This window comes from Shinella zoogloeoides, assembly GCF_020883495.1.
GTDB lineage: Bacteria > Pseudomonadota > Alphaproteobacteria > Rhizobiales > Rhizobiaceae > Shinella > Shinella zoogloeoides.
The window spans coordinates 214,305-240,125 of sequence record NZ_CP086612.1; the positions used below are offsets into that span (position 1 = coordinate 214,305).

General features: G+C 60.9%; 21 protein-coding genes and 3 pseudogenes. 9 read left to right on the top strand and 15 right to left on the bottom strand.

The genetic code is table 11. The features are described 5' to 3' along the window. Positions 1–933 (top strand): XdhC family protein, encoded by a 933-nt coding sequence (locus tag K8M09_RS22185; protein WP_160786440.1) that lies wholly within the window; start codon positions 1–3, stop codon positions 931–933. Positions 934–1,007: 74 nt separating this feature from the next. Here K8M09_RS22185 and K8M09_RS22190 read toward each other — a convergent pair whose 3' ends face one another. From K8M09_RS22190 to K8M09_RS22200, 3 genes are all read right to left on the bottom strand, one after another. Next, the gene (locus K8M09_RS22190) at positions 1,008–3,977 is read right to left on the bottom strand and encodes a Tn3 family transposase (RefSeq protein ID WP_035228724.1); all 2,970 of its coding nucleotides are present in this window, start codon (positions 3,975–3,977) and stop codon (positions 1,008–1,010) included. 9 nt (positions 3,978–3,986) lie between these two features. Continuing rightward, the gene (locus tag K8M09_RS22195; protein WP_160788233.1) at positions 3,987–4,598 is read right to left on the bottom strand and encodes a recombinase family protein; all 612 of its coding nucleotides are present in this window, start codon (positions 4,596–4,598) and stop codon (positions 3,987–3,989) included. 206 nt (positions 4,599–4,804) lie between these two features. Continuing rightward, positions 4,805–7,771 carry a Tn3 family transposase gene (locus K8M09_RS22200; RefSeq protein ID WP_160788232.1) on the bottom strand — a complete coding sequence of 989 codons (2,967 nt, stop codon included), beginning with the start codon at positions 7,769–7,771 and terminating at the stop codon, positions 4,805–4,807. A 165-nt stretch (positions 7,772–7,936) separates the two neighbouring features. On the opposite strand from K8M09_RS22200, the gene K8M09_RS22205 reads away from it, so the two are divergent. After that, positions 7,937–8,518 carry a recombinase family protein gene (locus K8M09_RS22205; protein ID WP_035218831.1) on the top strand — a complete coding sequence of 194 codons (582 nt, stop codon included), beginning with the start codon at positions 7,937–7,939 and terminating at the stop codon, positions 8,516–8,518. Positions 8,519–8,655: 137 nt separating this feature from the next. Continuing rightward, entirely contained in the window at positions 8,656–9,594 is a 939-nt protein-coding gene (locus tag K8M09_RS22210; protein WP_229342504.1) for a putative bifunctional diguanylate cyclase/phosphodiesterase, read from the top strand. Positions 9,595–10,126: 532 nt separating this feature from the next. Here the strand turns inward: K8M09_RS22210 and K8M09_RS22215 are convergent. Beyond that, complete coding sequence (locus K8M09_RS22215) at positions 10,127–11,338, bottom strand: IS256 family transposase (protein WP_160788268.1); 1,212 nt, start codon at positions 11,336–11,338, stop codon at positions 10,127–10,129. Positions 11,339–11,520: 182 nt separating this feature from the next. Here K8M09_RS22215 and K8M09_RS22220 point away from each other — a divergent pair. Beyond that, positions 11,521–12,174, top strand: a pseudogene (locus K8M09_RS22220) (DMT family transporter); the annotation flags it as partial. A gap of 71 nt (positions 12,175–12,245) precedes the next feature. Here K8M09_RS22220 and tnpC read toward each other — a convergent pair. Further along, positions 12,246–12,914, bottom strand: a pseudogene (gene tnpC / locus K8M09_RS22225) (IS66 family transposase); the annotation flags it as partial. Between tnpC and K8M09_RS22230 the strand changes: the two are divergent. Continuing rightward, positions 12,830–13,714, top strand: coding sequence for a DUF3500 domain-containing protein (locus K8M09_RS22230; protein WP_160788206.1), 885 nt, complete (start codon positions 12,830–12,832; stop codon positions 13,712–13,714). The pseudogene tnpC and the gene K8M09_RS22230 sit on opposite strands and share 85 nt — an antisense overlap. 5 nt (positions 13,715–13,719) lie before the next feature. Continuing rightward, the gene (locus K8M09_RS22235; protein WP_160788207.1) at positions 13,720–14,271 is read left to right on the top strand and encodes a hypothetical protein; all 552 of its coding nucleotides are present in this window, start codon (positions 13,720–13,722) and stop codon (positions 14,269–14,271) included. 281 nt (positions 14,272–14,552) lie between these two features. Here the strand turns inward: K8M09_RS22235 and K8M09_RS22240 are convergent, their stop codons facing one another. Then, complete coding sequence (locus tag K8M09_RS22240) at positions 14,553–16,250, bottom strand: subtype B tannase (protein ID WP_206366729.1); 1,698 nt, start codon at positions 16,248–16,250, stop codon at positions 14,553–14,555. A 264-nt stretch (positions 16,251–16,514) separates the two neighbouring features. Here K8M09_RS22240 and K8M09_RS22245 point away from each other — a divergent pair, with 264 nt between their 5' ends. After that, positions 16,515–17,780: an MgtC/SapB family protein gene (locus K8M09_RS22245; protein ID WP_023513017.1), complete on the top strand. Its 1,266-nt coding sequence runs from the start codon at positions 16,515–16,517 to the stop codon at positions 17,778–17,780. A 158-nt stretch (positions 17,781–17,938) separates the two neighbouring features. Here the strand turns inward: K8M09_RS22245 and K8M09_RS22250 are convergent, their stop codons facing one another. The 4 genes from K8M09_RS22250 to K8M09_RS22265 form a co-directional block, all read right to left on the bottom strand. Further along, complete coding sequence (locus K8M09_RS22250; RefSeq protein ID WP_023513018.1) at positions 17,939–18,178, bottom strand: YdcH family protein; 240 nt, start codon at positions 18,176–18,178, stop codon at positions 17,939–17,941. Positions 18,179–18,213: 35 nt separating this feature from the next. Next, a complete protein-coding gene (locus tag K8M09_RS22255) occupies positions 18,214–18,615 on the bottom strand; it encodes a hypothetical protein (protein ID WP_050746437.1) in 402 nt (133 codons plus the stop codon). A gap of 316 nt (positions 18,616–18,931) precedes the next feature. After that, on the bottom strand, positions 18,932–20,911 hold the full coding sequence (locus tag K8M09_RS22260) for a heavy metal translocating P-type ATPase (RefSeq protein WP_023513020.1): 1,980 nt from the start codon (positions 20,909–20,911) through the stop codon (positions 18,932–18,934). Positions 20,912–20,913: 2 nt separating this feature from the next. Beyond that, complete coding sequence (locus tag K8M09_RS22265; protein WP_023513021.1) at positions 20,914–21,609, bottom strand: VIT1/CCC1 transporter family protein; 696 nt, start codon at positions 21,607–21,609, stop codon at positions 20,914–20,916. A 118-nt stretch (positions 21,610–21,727) separates the two neighbouring features. On the opposite strand from K8M09_RS22265, the pseudogene K8M09_RS22270 reads away from it, so the two are divergent. Together K8M09_RS22270 and K8M09_RS22275 are read left to right on the top strand one after the other, a co-directional pair. Then, positions 21,728–21,961, top strand: a pseudogene (locus K8M09_RS22270) (cupredoxin domain-containing protein); the annotation flags it as partial. An 18-nt stretch (positions 21,962–21,979) separates the two neighbouring features. Further along, complete coding sequence (locus K8M09_RS22275; RefSeq protein ID WP_077546222.1) at positions 21,980–22,264, top strand: copper-binding protein; 285 nt, start codon at positions 21,980–21,982, stop codon at positions 22,262–22,264. A 38-nt stretch (positions 22,265–22,302) separates the two neighbouring features. Here the strand turns inward: K8M09_RS22275 and K8M09_RS22280 are convergent, their stop codons facing one another. From K8M09_RS22280 to K8M09_RS22300, 5 genes are all read right to left on the bottom strand, one after another. Continuing rightward, positions 22,303–22,671: a hypothetical protein gene (locus tag K8M09_RS22280; protein ID WP_052821447.1), complete on the bottom strand. Its 369-nt coding sequence runs from the start codon at positions 22,669–22,671 to the stop codon at positions 22,303–22,305. Between the two features lie 125 nt (positions 22,672–22,796). After that, a complete protein-coding gene (locus tag K8M09_RS22285; protein WP_037094849.1) occupies positions 22,797–23,228 on the bottom strand; it encodes a c-type cytochrome in 432 nt (143 codons plus the stop codon). Between the two features lie 141 nt (positions 23,229–23,369). Then, complete coding sequence (locus K8M09_RS22290; protein WP_037094846.1) at positions 23,370–23,804, bottom strand: c-type cytochrome; 435 nt, start codon at positions 23,802–23,804, stop codon at positions 23,370–23,372. Then, on the bottom strand, positions 23,801–25,285 hold the full coding sequence (locus K8M09_RS22295; RefSeq protein WP_037094843.1) for a multicopper oxidase family protein: 1,485 nt from the start codon (positions 25,283–25,285) through the stop codon (positions 23,801–23,803). The genes K8M09_RS22290 and K8M09_RS22295 overlap by 4 nt, the downstream gene beginning before the upstream one ends. A 75-nt stretch (positions 25,286–25,360) precedes the next feature. Further along, on the bottom strand, positions 25,361–25,762 hold the full coding sequence (locus tag K8M09_RS22300) for a hypothetical protein (RefSeq protein ID WP_094542215.1): 402 nt from the start codon (positions 25,760–25,762) through the stop codon (positions 25,361–25,363). Positions 25,763–25,821: the final 59 nt, after the last annotated feature.

Consider the following 25,821-nt stretch of genomic DNA (forward strand, 5'->3'; position numbering starts at 1 on the left):
ATGGCCGTCCGCATCGCTCCCGACCCGGAAACGCTCGCGCCCGAACCCCGCGCCGCCTTCCTCTCGGACGATGCGATCGACATCCTCGCCTTCGCGGCGGATGCGCTCGATCAAGGCCATGCCGCCGCTCTCGTCACCCTCGTGGAAATCCGCGGCGGGGCCGCCCGCGCCATCGGCGCGCAGATGGCGGTGCGCGGCGACGGCCTTTATTGCGGCTATGTCTCCGGCGGCTGCACCGAGGCGGCCGTCGCCGCCGACGCGGTGATCGCCCTGCAAAAAGGCCTCGACCGCAATCTCAAGCTCGGCGAAGGCTCGCCCTTCTTCGATATCGTGCTGCCCTGCGGGGGCGGCATCACGCTCGCCATCCATGTCCTGCGCGACGCCGCCGTTCTGCGCCTTGCCCTTTCGGCCCTGCAACGCCGCACGGCCGCCCGCCTTCGCTACCATCCCGGCCAGCAGGTCCTTTCCTTCGAGCCGGGGGCGGGGACGAGCGGCTGGGAGGGCGAGAGTTTTGTGCGCGCCTATCGCCCGAAACAACGGCTGCTTCTGGCCGGAACCCCGCTGGAGGCCGGCACGGTGGCGCGCGTGGCCGCCGCCTCGGGCTACGAGGTCGTCACCCTCGAGCGCGGCCAGACGCCGACGCCCGACCAGCTCGACGCCGACACGGCCGTCGCGCTGCTCTTCCACGATATCGACCGCGAACTGCCGATGCTCGACGCCGCGCTTGCCGCGCCCGTCTTCTATATCGGCGCGCTCGGCAGCCGCCGCACCCATGTCAAGCGCTGCGAGGCGCTGCGCGCGCACGGCCATGGCGATGCGGCGCTCGCCCGCATCAAGGCCCCGATCGGCATCTTCGACAAGGCGCGCGATTCCCATGCGCTCGCTTTGTCGGTCGTGGCGGATATCGCGGCGGCGCGGCTGCGGCTGGAGTGATGCGCGACAGCGCTTTGACATGCCGTGCATTTGCCATACATGGGGCTCCGTGGGCATTTCTACAATAATACACGCTAAGGGAATTTGAAGTTGTTTGGATTGAAGCGGTTAGCTCGGATTGGCCTGAAGCGTTCGAGGGGTCGGTCAATTTCGTTCCAGAGGTAGTCGCCGGTCAGCGCGATATGCGCCCATGGCAAGGGGGCGACCTGGGAAAGCAGCTCGTCCGGAATGATGATGCCCTGGCTGCGGATATAGTCGACGGCGCGACTGAGATAGACGGTGTTCCACAGGATGATGGCATTGACGACGAGGTTGAGACCGGACGCGCGGTAAGCCATAGTTTCGGCGACGCGGTTGCGCAATTCACCGAGCTGGTGGAGAAAGATGGCGCGTGCAAGAGCGTGACGGCTTTCGCCCTTGTTGAGGATTGCATGAGATCTACGGCGCAGTTTCGTATCGAGCAGCCAGTCGCAGATGAAGATCGAGCGCTCGATCCGGCCCATTTCGCGCAGGGCCTGGTTCAGCCGGTTTTGTCGCGGCGACGCTGCCAGCTTTTTGAGGATCACGGAAGGCGGGACCAGTCCTGCAGCGATCGATGCCTTCAGCCGCAACACTTCATCCCAGTGCTGCTCAACGACATCCATGTTGACGGATCCCGCGATCAGCGCATCGAGCGGTTCGTAAGCCGCATAGCGATCGATGACGAAGAGCCTGCGATTGCCGAGATTTCGGATACGGGGAATGAGCCTGTAGCCGAAGGCATGGAACATGGAGAACGTCGTTTCGGTCGCGCCGGCTGTATCGGTTGCGTGCTCATGGATTTCGACGGAGCTTTCGTTGTGAAGAAGGCCGTCGAGCACGTAGGGTGCTTCGCCCTCGGATGCCTGGATCATGCGGGAGAAGAAGGAAGCAAAACGGTTGGACAGGAAGCCGTAGATCGACGCACCCGGTCGTTTGCCATATTTTGCATTGTAGTCGAGGCTGGCTTCGCCGCGGCCGCCTGCCGGAAAGAACTGGCCATCGGAGGACGAGATATGGCCGTCACCCCAGATTGCCGCAAAGGGATGGGCCTGCTGCGCATCAACCAGTACGGCGGTCGCCGTGGCATAGGTTTCCGACCGCAGATGCCGGTCCACCATCAGCATCATCTGGTGGATCGTGACGCCGCGTGAGCTTTCCGCCATCCGTTCGGCTCCGGCATTGGTGGCGTCGGCAAGGATCGCAGCCATCAGCGCCGCCTCGTCGTTCGCCGTCTCACCGGTCCGATAATGCGTGAAGCTGTCGAGGAACCTCGTCCAGCTTTGCACCTCGGCAAGCAGGCTGGTGATCCTGATCCGTGGCACCAGAACATAAAGTCGGCGGCTGAGCGTAAGAATCCTGTCGCGTTCCTCCTCGCGGATGGGCGAGATCGACAGCCCCTTGTCGGAAATCGCCGCATCCGGAATGGCATTGGCTGCGGCCGCCTTTGCCAGCTGTTTCAGCTTCGCATCGAGCGTGGCGGTCCGTTCTGCTCGCCATTCGGCAAAGCTGTCTGGGAGTGCGAGCCCGAGCCGCCCCTCGGCGCGCATCAGGTCGAAGATCGGCCGAGGCAGAAGATAATCTTCGAAACTGCGCCATGCCCGGCTGCCTTCGACCCAGATGTCACCGGCCCGCAGACGGTCTCGCAGGTGAACGAGTACCGCCACTTCCCAGGCGCGCAGGTCGATATCGGTACCGTTCGGGCGCACGCGGCGTCGCCATTTGCGGGTCAGGAAGGCGAGCGGCAAATGTGCCGGCAATTTCCGGCCACCATAGAGAGCGCGCAGATGGTCCACCGCCGCAAGGATCGGATCATCAGCACGAAACGAGCGGAACGAGAACGTGCGGAATATCAGTCTGCCCAGCTTGCGCAACGATTTGTGCCGTTCAATGAGCTCGTCGAATTCGTCACTGCGATCAGGATGGACAACAGACTTGGCTGCCGCCATGCTGGCGATCAATCCGTCCCAGCCGAGGGAGGCCGCGATCGCGAATTCAAGATCGGTCTTGCCCTCTCGGGCGGCCAAAAGCGCCTCGCCGAGCTTGAGATGATCGAGCGCCACCCCATCAAGAACCTCGGCCTCTTTCAGCCGGCGTTCCGTGCGGCTGATCTCGGCCTTGCGGCGGTTGCTGCCAATCATTTTGCAGAATATGTCGATCGTCAGGTCGGTAATTGCGGCCTGCCTCTCGATGACGAAGGCAGCCAGCGTGGCGTGACGACGTTCGGATGTCAGGCGTCTTATCTCGCGGGCATGCAGAATGCGTGCATCCCTGGCGATGATGCCGTAGCGATTGGCATGGATCGTCTTGCGACGGTCGTCAGGAATGGCGGTCGAGCGCAATACCTCTAGGCGGGCGATCAAGCCTTTGAGGTTCTTCAGCTTCGCCCCTTCAGGTGCTTCCGCAATCCAGCCAAGGTGGCTCCGATCGCCGGCCCGCTCAGCGAGAAGCTGATCAAGCGCCTCGATCGAGGGCTGCTCCAGATCCCGGATCAATTCGCGATAGGCTTGTCGACGCGCCGCTGCCCGGCCGGCCAGTGCCAGACGGATCAGTAGCTCCGGCATAGGAACGAGCAACTTTCGTTCCTTCAAGGCTTCGATCACGGCCTTGGCGATCGGCGCACCTTGTTCAGTGGCCGCCGCCTCGCGTGCCGCCGCCGTAATCAATTCACGATAATCACTCGTCCGGACAGGTTGAAGCTCCAGCGCAGAGACGATCTCGCGCGCATGCTCCCGGCGCGTTTCCTCGCGCTGGGCATATAGCCCGAACACCGCAGGATCGACGCCAAGCTGCTCGGCGACAACCGAGACAACTGCTTGAGGTGGAACTTCACCTGTCCGCAGCAGACGGCCCAGATCACGCACCAGTGCGACCTGGATCGCGAAGCCAAGCCGATTATGCGACCGGCGATGTTGCCTGGCGAAGGCAATATCCTCGCAACTCAGGGCATAGCGCGCCTGGGCATCTTCATAAGCTTCGGGTGGTTCGAATAAAACGGCACGCGATTGCGCATCGAGAAACGCCATCAGCCACGTTCACTCGTCAAACCACGAGTTCGGGGGGCCGATCTTGCCGGGACCTGTCCATCCTGTCCGCTTCAACGTGTCGATCAACGTCGAGCGTGCCACCTTGAACGTCCGGCAGACGGATGCCTTGCTGGCGCCAGCTTCCAAGGCAGCCAGAACCTGCTCGACCTTTTCCGCATCGATCGACGGAGGTCTCCCGCCTTTCCGGCCGCGTCGGCGAGCGGCGGCCAGGCCGGCATTGACCCGCTCCGTGATCAGCACTCTCTCATATTCGGCAAGCGAGCCGAAAAGATTGAACAGGAACGCGCCGTGCGAATTCGTGGTGTCGATCGCCTCCGTCAGAGAGCGGAAGGCGACACCACGTTTCTTCAAATCCTCGACGATGCGGATCAAATGGGAGAGTGACCGGCCTAACCGATCTATCTTCCAGACGACCAGGACATCACCTTCGCGCAATTCGCCGAGGCAGGCCTTCAGGCCTGGTCGATCATCACGCGCTCCGGAAGCGCGATCCTGATGAAGATGGCGCTCATCGACCCCGGCCGCGAGTAGGGCATCCCGCTGCAAGGCTACCGACTGGCGCTCGTCACTACTCGATACCCGCATGTAACCGATCAACATGTACGGTAAACCTCAAATCAGGAGTTGCCGCACAGTCTCACATTCCGACAGGGTTTGTCGCGCAAAAAATCGCCCTATTGTGTGACCAACTTTGTCACGCGACAGCGGTGAACGGAAATCATGTGTTTCCCGTCACATGCAAAAGGCCCTTAGGCGTCACGACACGAAAGTGTTGGATCTGTCCGACTTTTGAGAACGTATGGTGATCACGCTGCGAGGATAGATGTTTCGCGCCGCAATGGCCTGAGATCAACGCCGTCTGTTGGGGTCCAGATGTAATCGCCGGTGAGACTGATGTGCTGCCAGCCGAGTGGGGTAATGTGTTTGATGATGTCAAGCGGCGTGGGAATGCCATCTCGGTTGAGCTCGGCGAACGCCGGTTCGAGATAGAGTGTGTTCCAGTAGACGATGGCGTTGATTAGCAGGTTCAGTCCAGATGCTCGGTAGAACTGGCTCTCGAAAGTCCGGTCGCGCAATTCTCCGAGGCGATTGAAGAACAGTGCGCGGGCCAAGGTGTTCTGGGATTCGCTCTTGTTGAGGCCGACCGTCGCGTTCCTGCGCATTTCGGGGTTCTGCCACCACTGGGGCAGAAAGATGGACCGATTGATGCGACCGAGATCGCGTAGCGCCAACGCCAGTCCGTTCTGGCGTGGGAATGCGGACAGCTTTGCCAACACCGTCGAAGGCCGAACCTGCCCGGAACGGATCGTCGTGACCAGCCGCAGGATGTCGTTCCAGTTTGCCTTGATCCGCTCGACGTTGATGTGCTCGCCAACGAGCGGCGCCAGGTTTTCGGGAGGCGCGTCGCCCGGGAAGAGATAGAGCTTGCGATCCTTGAGACCGCGCAGCCGAGGCACAATCTGGAAACCAACGAGATGGCAAAGGGCGAAGCTCATATCGCTTACCCCGCCGGTATCGACATAGTGGGTTTCGATGGCGAGATCGCTGCCATGATAGAGCAGTCCATCGAGGACATAGATGGCTTCGCTCGCATTGGCATTCATGGCGATGATGTAGAAAGCGCCGTACTGGTCAGAGGTGAACCGGTAGAATTTGGCGCCGGGGTTGGGACCATAGCGGCCGTTGAGGTCGCCGATCGCCTCGGCGTGTCCGCCCGCCGGAAAATACTGGCCATCGGAGGATGACGTTGTTCCATCGCCCCACAAGCTTGCCAGAGGCAATTGCCTCTGGGCGTTGACGAGAATGGCGTGCGCGGCCGTGTAACCTTCCTCGCGAATATGCCAGTCGTGCGCCCAGGCGAGTTGGCGCATCGTAATGCCGGGGGAAACGTCCGCCATTCTCGTGAGACCGAGATTGATGCCGTCCGCCAGGATGGCGGTGAGGAGCGCAAGCTTGTTGTCGGCCGTCCGACCGCTGCGCAAATGGGTAAAGGCGTTCGAAAATTCCGTTCGGGCGTCAACCTCGAGCAAAAGGTCAGTGATGCGGATCGCAGGCAGACGGCTTTCCACCTTTAGCTTCAGCGGCTTGGCGATGTCCGGAAACATAGCCTTGTGCGGCGTGACGCTAAACCCCGCCCCGGTCAGTTCTACATCGTCGAGCTCGCCGGCTGCGGCCAGACGCGAGAGGTCAGCCAGTCCATCGTTCAGCAGCTGGCGCTGTTGGCGAAGATACGTCTCGACATCGGTATCAACGGCGATTGGAAGCGGTCCTTCCTCACGCATCAGCTCGAATGTCGGCGTGGGAATGAGAAAGCTTTCGAAAGACTGGAAGCGTTTGGCTCCTTCCACCCAGACATCGCCCGCATCGAGCCGGCGCTTCAATTCGCTGAACAGGCAAAGCTCATAAGCCCTGCGATCAATCTTTCCATCTTTGAGTATGAGAGGCATCCAGCCCTTCGGCGCAAAGGAGATCGGTGCCTTGTCGGGTATGGTCCTTTTGCCCGTACGATATAGACCCGCGACCACGGATAGCGCCCGCAAGAGGGTCGCCGCCACTGCGTGACCGCGGAACACGAGAGTGGAGAGAAACTGTGGCGCCAGTTTCCTGATCGTCGGATAGCGCTGGAGCATTTCGATTTTACCGTCGATAACATCCGGCGCGATCAGCGTATCGACCGCCTGGACACTGGTTGTAAAAGCTGGCCATTGGATGACCAGATCAAGCGCTTTGGCCATGTCCTCACCCTTCTCTCTAGCCTTGATGATCGCATGGCAGACTTTTGAAACGTCCTTCAACGGCGTCTGCACTTCCCGAACGGATCGGGTGACGCGAGCAGCCGCCTGGTTATTGGCTCGCCGCGTCAGGATGCCCATGAGTTTCTTGAACATGTCGATCGCGCAATCGGTGAGATGGCGGGAAAGGTGGAGCACTGTTGCAGCCAGGACAGCATGTCGGCGTTCGGTGTTAAGGTCGCGCAGATGCTGCGCGCTCATTCGCGTCCCCTCTGCAGCAAATTCGTCAAAGACCTTGGCCGGAATTCGATCCATCAACGTCGTCGGCAGGTTCAGAGACCGGAGAAAGCGAATGCGCTCGGCAATTCTGTCGAGGTTGACGGCGGCTGGCGACAATGCCGGCGTTCTCGCCCAGGCAAGAATGGTCACGCTTGTCCCCTCACGCGGATCGAGAAGCTTGTCCAGATCGAGCTTTTGGCCTTCTGAGATCCCGCCGGCCAAGGCCCGATGAGCAATACGAATGCCGCGCCTGATCGCCACATGAATGATGGCTTCGAGCGCTGGCCGCGCTGGCAAGAGAATTCTCCTGCGTCGCAGTTCTTCCACGACCATATCCGCCAATACATCGGCCTGGCGCAGGGTTTGTGCGGCAGGTGTCAGCCAGCCTGTGAGTGCCCGCACGTCCGAAGGCACAAACGGACGCATCTGCATTCTGTCGAAAAGCAGGGCCAGATGCTCGCGCCGCGTCTGTGGGCGCTCGAAATAACGTTCGATCTCATGGTGATCGACGCCGATCTGCCGCGCCAGAAATCGTAAGACGCCAGCCGGCAGGACCTCGCCATTCGCAAGCGGTCGGCCAGGGTATCGTAGCGTGGCCAGAACACAGGCGAGGCCCAGTCTGTTCGCGGCCTTGTTCTGTCGCATGATCAGGTCGAGATCCGATCGATCCAGCGTATAATGTTTGGCGATCTCCCTTTCGTTATCCGGGATGGTCGTCGCCTGTTGCCACCATGCCTCGCTCAGTAATGCTCTTCGCGCCATTCACTGATCTTCCCGTTTCGCCGCGGAGAGTGCAGCGAAACGGAAAATGCGTGTCCGACAAACGAACGTTTCGCGGCATCCACAGTTCTTGTCCGCAAACCTTGTCATGAAACGGCAAATCGGACAATGTCCGTATTCAACGGAAAAACGGACAAACCACGTCTCATGACCGCTATCGGCTATGCAAGGGTCTCCACCGGCGACCAGGACACCGCCCTGCAACTCGACGCTTTGCGCAAAGCAGGTTGTGAAAGGCTGTTCGAGGATAAGGCATCCGGCATGAAGACTGACCGACTCGGATTGGCGGAGGCGATCCGCTACGTTCGCGACGGCGACACGCTCACAGTCTGGAAGCTCGACCGCCTCGGCCGGTCGATGAAGCACCTCATCGAGATCATCACCGAACTGGAGGCCAAAGGCGTCGGCTTCCGATCCATCACCGAAAACATCGACACCACGACATCCGGCGGTCGCCTGGTCTTCCACCTGTTCGGCGCGCTGGCACAGTTCGAGCGCGATCTGATCCGGGAACGAACACGTGCCGGTCTGCAAGCCGCAGAGGAACGCGGCCGACGCGGTGGCCGACAAGTCGTCGTAACCCCGGACAAACTTGCCAAAGCCCGCCAGCATCTGGCGGCCGGTTTGAACGTCCGGGAAGCCGCGGCCCGCGTGAAAATCGGGAAAACCGCCCTCTACGAAGCTCTCAAGGCCGAAAAAGCAACGACATCCACGGTCAAACCAACCTGAGTTCCGGATACGTTCTTAAAAGCCGGACAGATTCGCCACTTTCGTGTCGTGACGCCCCTTAGCGTGTATTATTGCAGAAATGACCACGGAGCCCCAGGCAGCCGATTCAGATTGGCGCGGCCGCCCGGCGGTTCTCCTTGAGCCTCGGCATTGCAGTTTTCCCAGGCAATGGAAACGATGCAGAGAACCTGTTCCAGGCTGCTGACCTTGCTCTTTACCACGCGAAGGCTCTCGGACGCGATCGTCTCGAAATCTTCCATCCCAAACTCAAAGAAGCTGCCGAGCATCGTTCCCAACTCCTGCTGGAGATCGAAGATGGCTTGCGACTGGACGCGTTCGAACTCCACTACCAGCCGATCGTGCCTGTCGTCAGCAACGGGCTTGTCTCTCTTGAAGCCCTCATGCGATGGCAGCACCCACAACTTGGACTGTTGACGCCAAGCGCATTTCAGGAGGGGTTTTCCGATCCCGCAGTTCGAGCGGCAATCGGCATGTTCGTGCTCGAACGAGCATTCAAGGATACGGCTGATATGCTGGCCGCGCAAATCCCTCTTGAACGGATCGCCATCAACCTGACGAATTCCGATTTCCGATCGGATGTCTTCTTGGAACGCTTTTTTGAGCTATCTGCTCAAACTGGAATCCGCCCGGAAAAATTCTGCGTAGAAGTGACGGAGAGCATGTTTCTTGGCTCCCATCAGAAACGCGTCGAGCAGGGATTGCGTCGCTTGCACGATGCCGGCGTGGAAATCGCATTCGATGATTTTGGAACGGGGTATGCATCCCTGACCCATCTGCGTCAGCTACCACTCGGCAAACTGAAGATTGATCGTAGCTTTGTTGCCAATATGGTAACGTGTCCAGAGGATCGGGCGATCATCCGCGGTATAATCGATATTGCCCATAGCCTCGGCAAGACTGTAACAGCAGAGGGCGTTGAAACCCTGGAACAGGTGGAGTTGCTGACTGGCATGCAGTGCGACCACCTGCAGGGGTGGTATTTCAGCAAGGCATGCCCTCCTGGGCATCTGCCAAGGCTTATAGGGTCCATGCAAGGGAGACTTGAGGCGGTATAGAGGGGGAAAGACCATCATGAACAAGTTCATGATGCTTCGACTCCCTGCCGTGCCCTCTCGAACGCATCCAGCGCCCGCATGAGCACGTCATCCGACGTGATACCCGCTTCATCTGCAATCCGCGCCAACCGATCGGCGAGAGTAGCAGGGAGCCTGATCATCCGATCCACGGCATGCGTCTGACGATACCGCCGCGCTCGCTCCGCCGATGTCATCGCTCCACCCGGCAAAGGCGGACGCCCGCGCCTTGGCTGTGCCGGCGCTGGTGTCGTCGGGATTTCCGTGACGCTTTCCGTCACGCAAATTTCCTGGGTCTCCTCAAGCATTTCCACCGGGTCAAGCGCTGGCGGCTCGATCTGGATGCGCGGAGTTTCCGTAACGCTCTCCGTCACGGAAATGTGTCAACGGCGGAGTAAAAACCGGCCACGGGGCGGAGCAAAAGTCGGCCACTGTGGCGCCGGCCTGAGACGGCCGGGAGGGATAGCGTCCGTCAAGTTGGTGTAATTTCGGGTGTAGGACCGGGCCGTCATGATCAGGCGGCTCTGGGTGTAATCTGAAGTGTAGTTTCCTCTTCGATTGTTGGTGGGTTTAGCTCGGCCATTGCCTCGACCTGCATGTATCGGCTCAGGAGCTGCCATTCGTCGTTGGCTTCGAGCAGAACCGCGCCGATGAGGCGAACGATGCTGTCCTCGTTGGGGAAGATGCCGACGACATCGGCACGGCGCTTGACCTCCTTGTTGAGGCGTTCGAGTGGATTCGTTGAATGTAATTTCGTGCGGTGCTGGGCGGGGAAGGCCATGTAGGCCAGCACGTCGGCTTCGGCATTGTCCATGAAGGTACCGAGCTTGGGCCATCTGGCGCGGAGCTGGTCGGCGACATGCCGCCAGGTCTGCACGGCATTGTCATGGTCGGGCTGGATGAAAGCCTGACGGATCGCGGCGGCGACCATGGTGTGCTGGCCCTTGGGAACGTAGGCCAGCGCATTGCGTGTCGCATGAACACGGCAGCGCTGCCATGTCGCGCTGAGGATACGGGTAATGGCCGCTTTCAGCCCTTCATGGGCATCGGAGATGACCAGCTTGACGCCGGTGAGGCCTCGGCGGACCAGATCACGCAGGAAGCTCGTCCAGAACGGCTCGGCTTCGGAGGGGCCGATGTGCAGGCCGACAATCTCCCTCTTCCCGTCCGTGTTGACCGCCACCGCGATTATCGCCGCCACCGACACGATGCGACCGCCCTCACGCACCTTCAGATAGGTGGCGTCGAGCCAGAGGTATGGCCAGTCACCGGAAAGGGGGCGCTTGAGGAAGGCGTTCACCCGCTCGTCGATATCCTTGCACAGCTTGGAGACGGAGGATTTGGAGATGCCGGTCATGCCCATGGCCTGCACCAGCTCATCGACCTTGCGCGTCGAGACGCCGTTGATCCACGCCTCCTGGATCACGGCCACCAGCGCCTTCTCCACCATCTTCCTCGGCTCCAGAAAGCCGGGAAAGTAGGCTCCCTGTCGCATCTTCGGTATCTTCAGGTTCAGCGTGCCGAGCCGGGTGTCGAGCGAGCGGTCGCGGTAGCCGTTGCGCCATGTCTGGCGGCTGTCGCCACGTTCATAGCGCCCAGCGCCGATCAGGCCATCAACATCGGCTTCCATGATCAGTTGCAGCACGCTTTCGGCAATCGTGCGCAGAAAATCGCTATCGCCACTCTTCGCGGCAAGCTCGGAAAGAGCTAATCTGTCGTCGGTCATCGGGGTTCCTTTCGGCTGGTTGAAGCTTTGCAACTCCACCTTCTCCGACAGGCCCGGTGCCCACCTTGCGCTCAACGAATTCGGCAGCTCATTCTCCACCGCCGTTTCCACCTCAATGCGCCTCCGAAATTACACCACGTGCGCGGACGCTACCCCGGGAGGGCGTAGCCCGAGCGGGGGTATTCGGCATCATGGCGGTCTTCCTTTATCTGGGAGGCTTCGCGCTTGCCATAGAGCAGAAAGTGCCAACCGGGTTGGTCGCGCTTATCGCCGACCTTCTTCCGCTCGCCATAGCCGCCCTTTCCCAGCCCGTCCTCGGTGAGCGGCTGACGCAACGGCAATGGCTGGGCACCGCGATTGCCGTCGTCGGCGTCTTGATCGTCTCCTTCGACAGCCTCAGTTTCGGTACCGCTCCGATCTGGGCGTACGGTCTGACGGTAGGTTCGATGCTGGTGTTCGCCGTCGCCTCGGTCCTGCATAGGAGACGCAAGACTCAACACATGCCGGTCCACCAGAGCCTTTGCATCCAGACGCTGATGGGGTCGGTTCTCTTCGGCCTGTGCGCATTGACGCAGGGCAGCCTTGCTCCACCGATGACCCGAGACTTTGCAATCGGGATGGTCTGGCTAGTCCTGATCGCAACGTTCCTAGCGTATGCGGTCTACTATACCAGTCTTCGGCTGTTCCCGGTTGCCAAGGTGAGCGCCGCCATCTACCTCAGCCCACCCGTGACAATGCTATGGGCTTGGATGTTGTTCTCGGAGCCTCTGACCTTCGCGATGTTCGCCGGGCTGGCGGTGACCTTGGTTGGCGTATGGCTGACCTCACGGGGCTGACCAATGCGCAATCGGCGGCTACAATACAATTGGAAGAACATTGGTGGGCCTATCCCTGTCCCTAACAAACGTTACTCGGCCTGATGATTCCAGGGAAGCAGATCATCGATCTGTCTCTGCTTATACCCTCTGACGATGGCTGAGAGCGTGCGGGTCAGGTAGACTTGTGGGTCGACGGAATTGAGTTTGCAGGTTTCGATCAGCGAGGCGATTGTCGCCCAGTTCTCGGCCCCGGCATCGTGCCCGGCAAAGAGTGCGTTCTTCCGACTGAGGGCTATCGGCCGGATGGTCCGCTCGACGCTATTGTTGTCGATCTCGATGCGGCCATCGGTCAGGAAGAGCTTCAGGCCGTCCCAGTATTTGGCGATGTAGGCCAAGGCATCGCCGAGCGGGGACTTCGTCGCGACAAGGGCACGGTGATGGACGAGCCAAGCCTGCATGTCGGCGACGAGCGGCGCAGATCGTTCCCGTCTTCCGGCAAGTCGAGCCTCCTGATCAAGACCACGCAGTTCGGCCTCGATCCGATAAAGCTCTCCGATCCGGTTAACGCCGTCCTCGGCAATGGGTGATGTTCCGTTGCGGGTGATCTCCACCAGCTTGCGACGGGCGTGTGCCCAGCAGTAGGCAAGCCGAATGTCCGGCCCAACGCGCTCTGATGCGATCAGTCTGTTGTATCCGGCATAGCCATCGACCTGCAGGATGCCCGAACTTTCCGCCAATGGGATTCCAAGAGCGTGTTGGACCGACACTTGGCGATTTTACTCCGGAGCAACGCGGCTTGGTGAAAGCGATCCTACAGGCTGCCGCCAGTATTGCGGCGAATGAAGGTTACGACGAACTCGAGCAGGTGCTGAACGCCGACGACTATCTCCTGGAGGAAACAGGTGAAGCTGGCTTTTCATCATCAAACTTTCATATAGCATTCCTTGGTAGCCCTGCTGAGACCGGGACATGGCAACTTTACTTCGGTGGCCATCATTTCGCGCTTTCAAACACTTATCGTGATGGCCAGATGGTTGGTGCAACACCCTCGTTTCGCGGGGTTGAGCCCTTCACTCCCTTCACGATGAACGGCCGCGAGAACGCGCCGATGGCACAGGAGCGGGTCGCCTTCGCCGCCGCTCTCGAGGCATTGTCGCAGGAGGAGGCCAGCAAGGCGACTCTGTCTGGCACCTACACCAACATTCTCGCTGGTCCGCAGCAAGACGATGCAATTCCGGTCGTTCAGGAGGGCCTGCGGTTGCAAGAAGCTACGCCCACTGTTCAGTCCCTCGTGCTGGCTGCAATCGAAACTTATGTCCGCGACGTCAATGATACTGGCGCAGACGTGGTCATGGCCAAGTACAAGGCCGAGCTTGGCGACACATTCCTCGGCTTCTCCGGGACCCGGTCGGTTGATGCGGAGAACGATTACGTCCGCATCGATGGGCCGTCCGTTTGGATCGAGTTTTCCTTGCAGCCCGGAAGGTCCATTCCCGGGATCCACCCCCATTCTGTCTGGCGTGACAAATCCTCTGATTACGGCGGGAATACGGAGTGAGCCGGATGAAAAGTGTCGTGCGAATGGCTCTTTTCCTCGGGCTCGCGCTATGGGGACAAGCGCTTTTGGCGCATGGTCTTCCTGGGACCTCGCTGACCTTTCAACCCACAGGCGATCGTGTTGCATTGCGTATCACCATGCCGCTCGAAGAGTTAAACCTTGTTTTAGGTAAACTGGGTGACGTCGCGTTCAATCAGGATTTGCCTGCGCTCTCGGAAGCTGAGGTACAGCGCATTTCCAACTATCTAATGAGCCACCTCTTTGTGGCCGATTTACAAGAAAATATTGTTCAGTTCTCGGTGTTGTCAGCTCGGATTGAGGGGGCGTTTGACGATCATGTTGGCGATTACCAAGTGTTGGTAGTCCAACTTTCAGCGTCACAGGCCACATTTCCTCTGACGCTGCGATACGATGCTATCATGCACGAAGTCCGCAACCACCGAGCAACAGTGTTCCTGGAGCGGTCGGGCGTCGCTCCGGTTAAGATTGCGACATTGCAGAATAACGCAGTGCTGCGTGCGCCGGTATCCCTTTTGATTAAAGATCTGCGCGATTGAGCTGGCGCGACCATAACCGCCTCTTAACTCGATACTCCTCATCTCGGGGGGGCATCATTGTATCCGATGGCATGGTTTGCATGGCCGGTCTGTTCAAAACCGGAAAGGGCATGTCCAAGGGTGTCGATTGGGTAGTCGAAATTCATCGTCAAGCGGCAGAACTCGGAAATGCATCCGCTATTGAAGCCCTCGCACGGTTAGGCCTCCGAGCGACTTGCCTGCAAGATTGAAGCGGCCTTCAATTGAGGCATGCCTTGAGAGACATGCCTCAAGTCACACCCTCAGCGCGCTGCTGGATCAACGGCATCATCCAGCACACCGGCCAGCCAGGCATAGGTTTCCCGCACATCGTAATCGCCGCTATGCGGGGTCATCCAGGGCAGGCGGAAATCTACGGACTGTACGTCGCTATCCATACGGGCCGCTTCGGCAAGTGAGAGTTCCACCGCAAAGGATGTATCCCGGTCGATCATGCCATGGCGGATATACCAGTAGCCTGCCGCCTTCGCCTCGGTGCGAAGATAGGCCATGGGGTTGATCAGGCGCACCTGCTCGGCAAGCGCCGCTCCTGCTCCACTTGTATAGCCTGCCCAGTCCATTCCGGTATCGTCGGGACCGGATCCATCCCCTTTGACCTCGTTGTTATTCCAGCCGAAGGCGCTGAAGTTCGAATAGGCCTGAGTGGGCGCGCCAAACAGCGAGTTCTCGCCGTCAACGCCTTCATTGCCGGTATTGGCGCTTCGGTCGAAGGCGGGCACGTTCTTCAGCGCGGAGGTCTTGACGACGAAACCCAGGAATGCGTCGAAGTCGAGTGCCGTCACGGCGCCGTTTTCGACGGTCACCCAATCATTCTGGAGAACGAGCGTCTTCTCGCCGCCTCGCTGCCGCAGCGTGATTTCGAAATCTTCGCCACGTGCGGGGATGGTGCCACCTGCTGCGACATGGCGTTCGACTTCCTGGCGAACCTCATCGGTGATTGCGGCCTTCATGGTCGCAGAGGTGAGCGGTGTGCCGTCGGTTCGCGTCAGCTTCAAGCCGTCCAGATAGGCGGGATAGGCGGCAGCGAGCTCGGCTGACGCGGCCTTGGCCCGCTCTCCCCAGCGATTGTCCGCTGTGTTTTCCTCCGTGCGGATGCCGCTATAGAGCCATTCATAGGCCATGTCGGCGTGACCGAGATCGGTGATCGGGCAATAGGCAATGACGGCGAAGACGTCGTCGTTGAGACTGCTTGTCCCGTCTTCCGCAACGCCGGCAGCACCAATCTCGGCCAGATGACGCAGATAATCTGGGCTGTTGCCGCTCGCGGCAACCACGGAAGACAGACCGCCGCCGCCGGAGGTTCCGGTGATGACGATGCGCTCCGCAGATCCGGGAAGGGCTGTATCGTTGAGCCTCAGGTAACGGATAGCTGCCTTGGTGTCGATCACGGCTGCCGGCGCCTTGCCCGGAAGGCTGCCGTCGGCCGCCAGAATGCCACGTCCGCGACTGCCGATATCAACATAGACATAGCCGGCGGCGAGCGCTGCGCCGGCCTTGTCCGTATCGCTGTCCGATCGGTAGGCGCCGCCGTCTTCGATATCGGACTGCAGTTCGCTGGCGAACCATCCTCCGTTGTTGACATTCAGGATGATTGCCGAGGTCTCGGATGCCGTTTCAGGAACGAAGATGCTGAGCTTCTGGTATGTCAGCGGATCAGCCAGCGTTTGCGTGTCGGCGCCCGAGGGGCTTCCGCCCGGCCCCATCCTGCGAGCCGGCTGCTCGGATGCCATGGCGACAGGCTTGCCGACATAGACCGCATCATAGCGCCGCAGCACCATGGGCTTGCCGTCCACAGTGACGTTGACGACCGCAAAGCGCGCGGGATCAAGTGTCAATGTCTTGTCGAAAGCACCTTCCGCCATCGCCTCACCCGCCGTCAAACTCGCTATCATGCTCACCCCGCCCAAAAGGCCGCGCATGGTTCTCGAAAAGGGTTCCATCCAGGATACTCACTCACTGTGGTGGTTCGCGTGTTGTTTTATGACACTTCTGATTATTGGCCATCCGCGTCAAATGCAATGCAATTCACAAGGTTTATCGTCGTGTCGGCGTCGATTACGCTTCCGCTGGCTCAACCATACATCGAATTTGGGAGGAGCAGCGCTATCTGCGGGAAGGCGATGATGAGAATGAGTGCAAAGGTTCTTCATAGACAAATGATCATCGACATCGACGCCAGATGCTGAAAGGCAACTCGGGAGACCATGGACACTGACGCCCTGCTCAGCCGCCTTGCGGTATCGCTTTCGATCGGTCTGCTGATCGGCCTGGAGCGTGGATGGCGTACCCGCAACGAGGAAGACCATCTGCGCGCGGCAGGTCTACGAACGTTCGCGCTGACCGGTCTCACCGGCGGCATTACCGGCGCCCTGGCCCGGCAGTTCGACTCTGGCCTCGTGATCGGTCTTGTTTTCCTCGGGTTCACCGCGGCATTCGCCTCCTACCACTGGCTCGAAGCGCGGGCCGAGCGAAATTACAGCGCGACATCCGTCGTCGCCGGCATAGCCACGTTCCTGCTGGGAACGCTTGCCGTCGTCGGCGACCTTGCAGCCGCCATCGCCGGGGCTGTTGCCACGGCTGTGCTGCTTGCCCTGCGCGAGCCGTTGCATCGTTGGGTCGCGTCGCTGAGCTGGAATGAGATCCGGTCGGGCCTGACGCTTCTGGCAATGACCTTTCTCATGCTGCCGATCCTGCCGAACAGGCCGGTCGATCCCTGGGGCACCGTCAATCCATATGAGATCTGGTTGCTGACCATCCTGATCGCCGCGGTCTCCTTCGCCGGCTACGTCGCCGTCCGCGTGTTCGGGGACCGGCTTGGCGTCCTGATGACGGCGATCGCGGGCGGGCTCGCCTCTTCGACAGCGACGACCTTGACGCTGGCAAGGCTTGCCCGCCGGCACCCCGAGTCCAGCACGCTGCTTTCCTGTGGCGTGCTTCTTTCCGGCTTGACCATGATCATCCGCGTTGCAGTCGTGGCAACGGCCTTGAACCCAAGCTTGCTTCCGCATCTCAAATGGCCATTGCTCATCGGCGGTGGCGTGCTCGCCATCGGCGCCGGGCTCCTGCTGCTACAAAGTCGCGGCTCCTCCGAACAGCCGGAACTTACGATCACCAACCCGCTGGAATTGGCGCCTGCCCTGAAAATGGGGACACTCATCACCGTGGTCATGGTGGTGTCGCATCTGCTTCAGCAGTCGTTCGGGAATGCGGGCGTTCTGGTGACCGCCGCCGCTTCGGGCATCGCCGATGTGGATGCGATTTCGATCTCCATGGCCCGCCTGGCGTCGCATTCGATCGAGCCCGGTCTTGCGGCAGATGCGATCCTGATCGCCGTGGCCATGAATACACTTGTCAAAGCCGTGATGGCGGCATGGGTCGGAGGCTCAAGGATCGGCGGGCCCGTCAGCGCCCTTAGCGTGCTCGGCCTTGCGGCCGGCATGGCAGCGTCTCTGTATCTTGGCCGTTCGTGAATTGAGGGGGAGATCGCGGCCGGGCATGCGGCCACACTCGGGCCTTGATGGGTCGGTCTGGTCGGCTGTAAGCGATGGTTTCGGGGAGAGTGGTGTCGCTGATCTCCCCGAAATCGGGTAATGCAAGCGGGGCAGCAAAACCCGGCCTCGCAGTCCCCTCACGCGTTGCGGAGCGATGCCACGATCTTGTCTTTTAACATCAGCCGCTGGCGGCGCAGATCGGCCTCGGCTGCTTCGGAAATGGCGTCGAGACGTGTCTCGGACCGATGAATCTTGTCGTTCACCGCGTCATATTCCGTCAAAACATGCGCAAACTCCGGGCTTTTCGCCTTCAGGGCATGAATGGCGTCCATCTGGTCTGGGAATTCGTCGCCAAGAGTGTGAGGTGTATTCGACAAGGTTCTTTCTCCTTTTCTGCAATTTCGCCCCGGCGTCAGGGCTTTTCGACGCGCGCGACCTGATAGGTGACAAACGCGCCTTCCCGCCCGACCGAGATGTATTCGCCAAGACGGAAGCACTCCTCGCCCAGGCGGAAACCGATCTCGTCGTCCCGATCACCCAGCTCGTAATCGAAATACCACTGCCCGCCGGGCTTGCGCCGCAACAGCCCGATGCGGGCCGTCTTACCGTCCCGAAAATATCGGACGCGACAGGCGTCGCGAGATTTCTTCCATTCCAGCGGATCAAGGAATCCTTCGTGGTTGAGCGGAACCAGAAGATCATAGCCTTCTTCCCGATCTCCCTCCGGATGGTCTTTGCCGCGAGCGAGAACCAACCGCACGTGGTGGAAACTTGAGGGTAGTTCTTGTGCCTTGACCACGATCCGATCCTTCATTTCCCCCCCTGATACACCATTGGCAAAGGAACGTTCTTGATCTGGCGCAAGTGAGACGAGGCATGTGTTATCCGATGCCGGCGACTATCCGGAACGGTCGAGATGGGCCTGCGTCAGGATGACCGCGCCGATCGCCGCAGGCTGAACCGGAAGCTTCTCCCAGTTAAGCTCGCGCAGGTTCTTGAGCCCCTGGAACAGCCCGCAGTCGATAAGGATGCGGTGGCGCGCCGAGCGATGTCAAAGTCAGCATCGGTGTCCCTTTGCGGTTTTTAGGACAGGGAAGGTCCGGCTGCCGCCCAATCAGCACTGGGTCCAATCATGGTGTGGTGGGCGAGGTCGCCCGCGATCCGGACGTGCTGCCCGTTTGATCCTGGAACTCATATTGACGAGAATGGTGAAGATAGCCGTCGGTGGCGCGGATTCGGTCCGACAGGAGGCGTAGGCCATTCAGCACGACCAGAACGGTGCCGCCTTCGTGTCCGATCACCGCGAGCGGAAGCGGCAGGTCGAAGAACAGGCCGCCGGTCACAAGTACCAGCATGGCGCCGATCGCGAGGACGAGATTCTGTCGGATGATGACGGCCGTCCGCCGTGCAAGCCGGTGCGCATCGGCCAGCTTCTTCATGTCTTCCGACAGCAGGGCGACGTCGGCGGCCTGCAGTGCGACGTCCGACCCCGCCGCGCCCATGGCGATGCCGACGTCGGCGCGAGCCAATGCGGCGGCATCGTTGACGCCATCGCCGACGAAAGCGACCTTGCCATCACGCGCGAGGTCGCCGACCTGGAGCACCTTGTCCTGCGGCAGCATCTCGGCATGAACCTCGCCGGGCGCAAGGCCAAGTTCCGTACCGATGCGCAAGGCCACCGGCCTGCGGTCGCCGGTCATCATCACGATGCGGTTGACGCCACCGGCGCGAAGCGCGGCCAGCGCCGGGGCTGAGCTGGCTCTTGCTTCGTCCGCAACACTGACCGCCCCCAGAACGGTCGCACCGCGCCCAAGATAGACCACGGTCTGAGAACTGTCGGCGAGTTCACGGAACGCCGGATCATCGACGGAGGCGCCCATGTCCTCGACGAGGTGAGCGTTGCCGGCCCATATCGGGCCGAAGGAATCGTAGCCGACGATGCCGGCGCTCGGATGCGACGTAACGTCCACGACCGCCACCGGCTCAACGCCATGAACCAGGGCCTCACGACGGATGGCGGCAGCGATGTGATGCTCGGAATGCGCTTCCAGCCCGGCAAGGAGCGAAAGGAAACGGCGATCCTCACCATCCAGGGCGACAATGCGCGTAACCTCTGCACGTCCATTGGTCAGGGTCCCGGTCTTGTCGAACGCGAAGGTATCGACAGCGGCGAGCGTTTCGAGCGCACCGCCCCCCTTGAACAGCACGCCGCCTCGCGCCGCGGCGGAGAGCGCCGACAGGATCGCTGCCGGGACTGAGATGACGATCGCGCAGGGACTGGCGGCGACCAGGAGTGTCGCGGCCTTGTAGAGGGCCTGTTCCCAGTCGCGGCCAAGCCAATAGAAGACCGCAAGGGCCAGAGCGGAGCCCAGCAGGACACCGACCGTATAACGCTGGCCGAACCACGCGCTGAAGCGCTCGGACGGCGCCTTCGCTTCCTGCGCCTCGGTGACGAGCTGGATCATGCGCGCGATCGTGCTGTCGCCGACCGTCCTGGTGACGGTCACGTCAAGGACCCCGTCAAGATTGACGGTCGCCTCGAAAACCTGCTCGCCCGGTTCCTTGGAGACCGGCATCGACTCACCGGTGATATTGGCTTCGTCGATTCCGCCACGGCCATGCAGGATCACACCGTCGGTCGGCACGCGTGCGCCCGGACGCAGCACCACCACATCGCCGACGGCAAGCTCCGCAGCAGGAACCTCCACCGTGGTCCCGTCCTCTCCTTTGCGGAAAGCCGTCTCCGGCCGGAGCGCCATGAGCGCCTCAACAGCCCTGCGCGCGCGTCCCAATGCCTGGTGCTCAAGCGTGGTCGACACGCTGAACAACGTCAGCAACACCGCGCCTTCGAACGGCGCCCCGACGATCGCCGCCGCCACGGCCGCGACGACCATCAGAAGATCGATGTCGAGGATATGATCGCGCCACAACGCCGTCAGGGCGCTCCAGGTGGCGGGAAGCCCTCCGGCCAAATAGACCATCGCCAGACCGGGAGATCTTAGAATGGAAAGGCCTTCCGCCGGCGGCCAGGTCCCGGCGACGGCCAGCATCATCCCGAGGACCGCAATTGCCGACATGACGGTCTGGAAATCGAGCGACAGACGTTTCATCGTCACACCGCCCGGCCGATCACGGAGCCGATCAATGCGGTCGAGGCCATCGCGACAGCGCCCCAGAACACCACCCGGATAGTCGGTTTCCAGATGCTGGCGCCGCCCGCCCGTGCCCCGATTGCGCCGAGGATGGCAAGACCGATGAGGCAAGCAAGGGACACGGTCCATGCAGCCGTTCCGGCCGGCGCAAGCAGGGCGACGATCAACGGCAAAGCCGCACCCGCCGCAAACGTGACCGCCGAGGTCAGCGCAGCTTGAACCGGTCTTGCCATCACATGGCTCGCCAATCCGAGTTCATCCCGCGCATGGGCTTCGAAGGCATCCTTCGCCATCATCTGTTCGGCGACCTGCCGGGCCAGCTCTGGGGCCACGCCGCGCTGCTCGTAGATTGCCGCGAGTTCGGCCAACTCGGCCTCCGGCTGCGTCGCCAGCTCGTGCCGTTCCCGCGCCATGTCGGCTTCCTCGGTATCGGCCTGCGAACTGACCGACACATATTCGCCCGCCGCCATCGACATCGCCCCGGCCACCAGACCGGCAACACCGGCAACAAGGATCTCATGCGAGGCGTTGGTCGCCGCGGCGACACCGACGATCAGGCTCGACGTCGAGATCAACCCGTCATTGGCACCCAGTACAGCCGCCCGAAGCCAGCCTATCCGTTCGATGAGATGATTTTCCTTGTGAAGGGCGCGCATGAATGGTGCTCCGAGCAGTGATTGTGTGTGCAGCGGGATGATGCTGCGTCGACGCAACCTCATTCCGTGATGGAAGGAAAACGCAGAAAAATGTTCAGTTTAGAATTATTCTAACTTGGTCGATCATGAATTCGTGCTCGACCAGGAAGACAAGATCATGGAGCACAAAGCCGTGATGGAGAAATTCCCGGAAATGGAACACGAGGATCCGAACGCCATTCGCCTCGCGCCCGGAAAATCCGGCGAGATCGTCTGGAAGTTCACCAACGACGGCGTGTCCAAGATCGCCTGCCTCGTTCCCGGTCACTACGATTCCGGCATGCACGGCGACGTCACGGTCGCGAAGAAATAAGGAGCAACAGAAATGACGATGAAAGCTATCACAAGAATCACACTCGCCGGCGCCGTCGCCTTCGCCTTCGGCACCGCCGCCTTCGCGCAGGAATTCACCAGCGGCACGGTCAAGAAGCTGGACGAGAAGGCGAAGAAGGTCACGCTCATCCATGAAGAGCTGAAGAACCTCGAGATGCCGGCCATGACGATGGTATTCCAGGTCGCTGATGACGCGATGCTGGAAAAGCTCAAGGTCGGCGCAAAGGTCCAGTTCGTTGCCGAGCGCGTCAACGGAAAGCTGACTGTCACCCAGGTCAAGTGAAGCACAGGGCCGCGCTGGATGCAGCGCGGCCCCGTTCCTCATGAGACCGGCAGGAGGCAGAAGGTGCGCCAGAGATCCTGCTTCCAATCCCCCGGCTCGGGCGAATCCGACAGCATAAACTCTGATTGGCCGATCATGACGGCCTTCGGCGCGGCGCATCGTACCTTTGCAAGGTGGGCGCTGTGGTCGATGAATCTGATCTGACCCTCGGGTCCGCGCTCCGTGAGCGCGACTTGCACATCGAAATTATATTCCGGGTCAAGAGAGGTTGCCGCGACGGTCACGGACAGGCTGATGGTCGTTTCATCCGCGAAATAAGACGTATGAAACGGCTGATCCTCTTGGGCATTTGACGCCGACACCAGCAAAGCCAGAACGACAAATGCGCATGTTATGCCAGTTCGCATTGCACACCCCTCCCATAGGCGACTTGGCCGCCTCATCCTATCACACCACAACTCCACTCGCAGCCGCCCGATTTCCTCAAACCCGCCTCGACAGGTCTGGCAGGGTATCTCGCCGCCAATGCTCCTCAATTAATGCCGTTCGCCCGCTGAAGCTCGCGCACATAGGCCACGATCGTAGCGACGTCGGCCCTCGTCAGACCCGGCTGAGGAGGCATGTTTCCGAATTTCCAGTGATGCGCGCGCACGCCGTTGGCGACGGCCATTTCAAAGGCGTAGTCTCCGTGGTGAGAAGGTTCGTATATCCGATGGATGAGCGGCGGGCCGGCATCGGTTCCGGCCGCGTTCTTGCCGTGGCACGCTGCACAGACGGCGTTGAAAGCTCGTTCTCCCATCTTTGCGGTGTCGGACAATGACGAAGGCACGACAACCGACAATGCCGTCCCCTGGCCCGATACTCCTCTTCTGGCTTCGTCTTCCGATCCGGTTCGATTCCAAAGCGCAAAGCCCGCAACCGCTGCCGCGGCGACGAGCAGAGCGAAGACGTTTCTCTTGTTCATTTGTGAATCCTTATGTCTTTAGGCCGCCGAACACCCTCTCTGCCGCCATCAACTGCCGAACCCGTCGGCATGAATGTGGTGGTGGGGCGGCGCGCGATGGCGATGTGGGGCCACGAAATTGTTTTCGTGGCCTCCGGCGTGTCAGCCGTTCGAGATGCGGCGTTGGTAGTCTGCCTCTCGCTGCGGCCAGGTACTCTTGATGTAGTCGAGGACAGCCTCGATCTCGGCGGAGGTCAGAGCCTCCCGAAAGCTGGGCATGTCACTCTCGTAGCCACCGCCAACCACCGCGGCGGTCCCATCGGTGATGATTGCGAGGAGCTGCCTGTCCGAATGATGCCAGGTGTGACCGGTCTCGTCATGCGGCGGCGCCGGAAGGCGGCCGCTCGTGCCCGGGCTGCGCCAGTCGGGCTGGCCTTCGAGTTTCGTGCCGTGACAGCTCGCACAGTTCGCTAGATAGACTGCCCGGCCAAGGGCGATGCGATCGCTCGCCTCCTGACCGGACCGTCCCTTTCCGACCAAGATCGCACCGGCCGCCGCCAGGAGAGTTGCGGCGACCGCGATCCAGAGCGGTTTCATGCAGCGATCCTGAACTCGGTCATCATCCCGGTGGCCAGATGCGGCATATGATGGCAATGCAACATCCAGCTCGCGGCCTCGCCGGCATCAAGGGCAACAGTGACCATCGACATCGGCGGTATGTACACGGTATCGCGGCGCGCACCTTCGAAGCGTCGCCTGTTGATGCCAACAACCTGGAATGCATGCCCATGCAGATGCATCGGGTGCCCCATCATCGACATATTGTGGAACATCAGTTCCACCCGATCGCCGCTCGTTGCGGCAACCGGCCGATGCTTGCCCCATGTTGCTCCGTCGATGGTCCAGACATAGGGCTGCATCGAGCCGCCGAGCATGATCATGTGGCTTCGATCCACCGGACGGGCGGCAAGCGTGTCGACAGCGACCAGCCGTGACTCCTGAGACAAGTCCGTGTCGAAGGCCGGGGCGTCATTCGCTGAAAGGGAATCGATCCTGTCGATCGTGGCGCCCGCGGGGGCGAGAATAATGCCGGTCCTTTCACGTTCGCCCTCCCTGAGCGCCAGAATCGGCCATGCGCGGGTCTCATTTGGAAGGTCGATCTCCAGGTCGAGACGCTGCCCCATGGCCAGCCCGAACCGCGAACCCGCGACCGGCTGGACCTCATGCCCGTCGACGGCGACGAGCCGGGCTTGTGCTTCGCCCGTGTCGATCCAGAAAACGGTGGCTGCGGCTGCGTTGATGACACGGAGGCGAACCCGGCCGCCGCGTTCGACCTGAACGACATCGGGATCGGACAGGGTTCGGTCATTGGCGAGATAGGCATCCCAGTCGTAGTCGTTGAGATCCATCGCCATGTTACCCATATCCATGGCCATCGAGCCCATTCCCCCGGCCTCGCCCTGGTTCATTCCAGGCATGCCGCCATGGTTCATGCCTTGCATCGCGCGTGACATGCCGGCAGCGCCATGTCCATCAGCGCTTGCGCTGGTGATCTCTTCCAGCACTTCTTCCGGTGTCTTGAACGCGAAGTCGTGCAGGAACAGGACGACTTCCTGCCGATCGGCGGATAGGTCTTCTGCCCTCCGGACGATCAGCGGCGCGGCGAGCAATCGCATTTCCTGGATCGGCACATGGCTGTGCATCCAGTGCGTTCCGGGCTGGGGCGCGAAATCGAAGCTGCGCGTTTCACTGGGCTGAAGAAGCGGCTGCGGCATATCCGGGACGCCGTCCTGAGCGTTCGGGGGAATCTGGCCGTGCCAATGAATGATCGTGGACTCGGCGAGATCGTTGGTCAGATCCACCCGAAATCGCTCGCCCGGATCGAGGAGCAGCCCCTGCCCGTTGGGACCAGCAAGTCCGAAAACGGTGGCCGGTCGATTGTCTATATCGAGCGTGCGGCTGGTGGCGGCCAGGCGGATCGCAGCCGCGTCCTGGCCGTAGGCCCTGATGGGGAAATGGGATGCAGCAAGCATGGCTGCGCTGGCGGCGAGGAAGCCGCGTCGTGAAAAGGTCGTCATATTCGTCACCTCGGGACGATCTGTCCCGCCTGAAAGGTCCAAATGGATCGCAGCGGGATCAGCCCCGCCGCAGGCTCAGAGGAGGCGCGATATAGGAGGGCGATCATTCCGGCCGGGAGCTGCCGCAACGAAGACGGCATCCGGCGGGAAGGGATATTTTTGCCGCGAGCTGATTTGCTTTGCCGAAGTACGCACAACCGGAAGCCAGGCCGATATTCCGGCGCAGGCGAAGGTGCACAATCCGGCATCTGCTTTGCAGGATTTCCCTTCGCTGCAAGCGGCCATCGAAGAAGAGGCTTGCTCCATGTGCTGCGTCAGCGCGGCGCGTTCCAACATCCCGGACATGCGGGTCTCGTGTGCTTGAACGGCAAAAGAAGCAGCGGCAAGCGAGATGGTTGTAACAATGATAAGCAACGCGCGAAGCATGGGCAAAGAATAGAGCCTCGCCGACCCTTTGTCCATTGATGAAGCCTGCATGCCGGCCGTCCTGCTCATAGGTTTGAGGCTTAGGTCGTGCGGGGCGGCGAAGCGCCGCC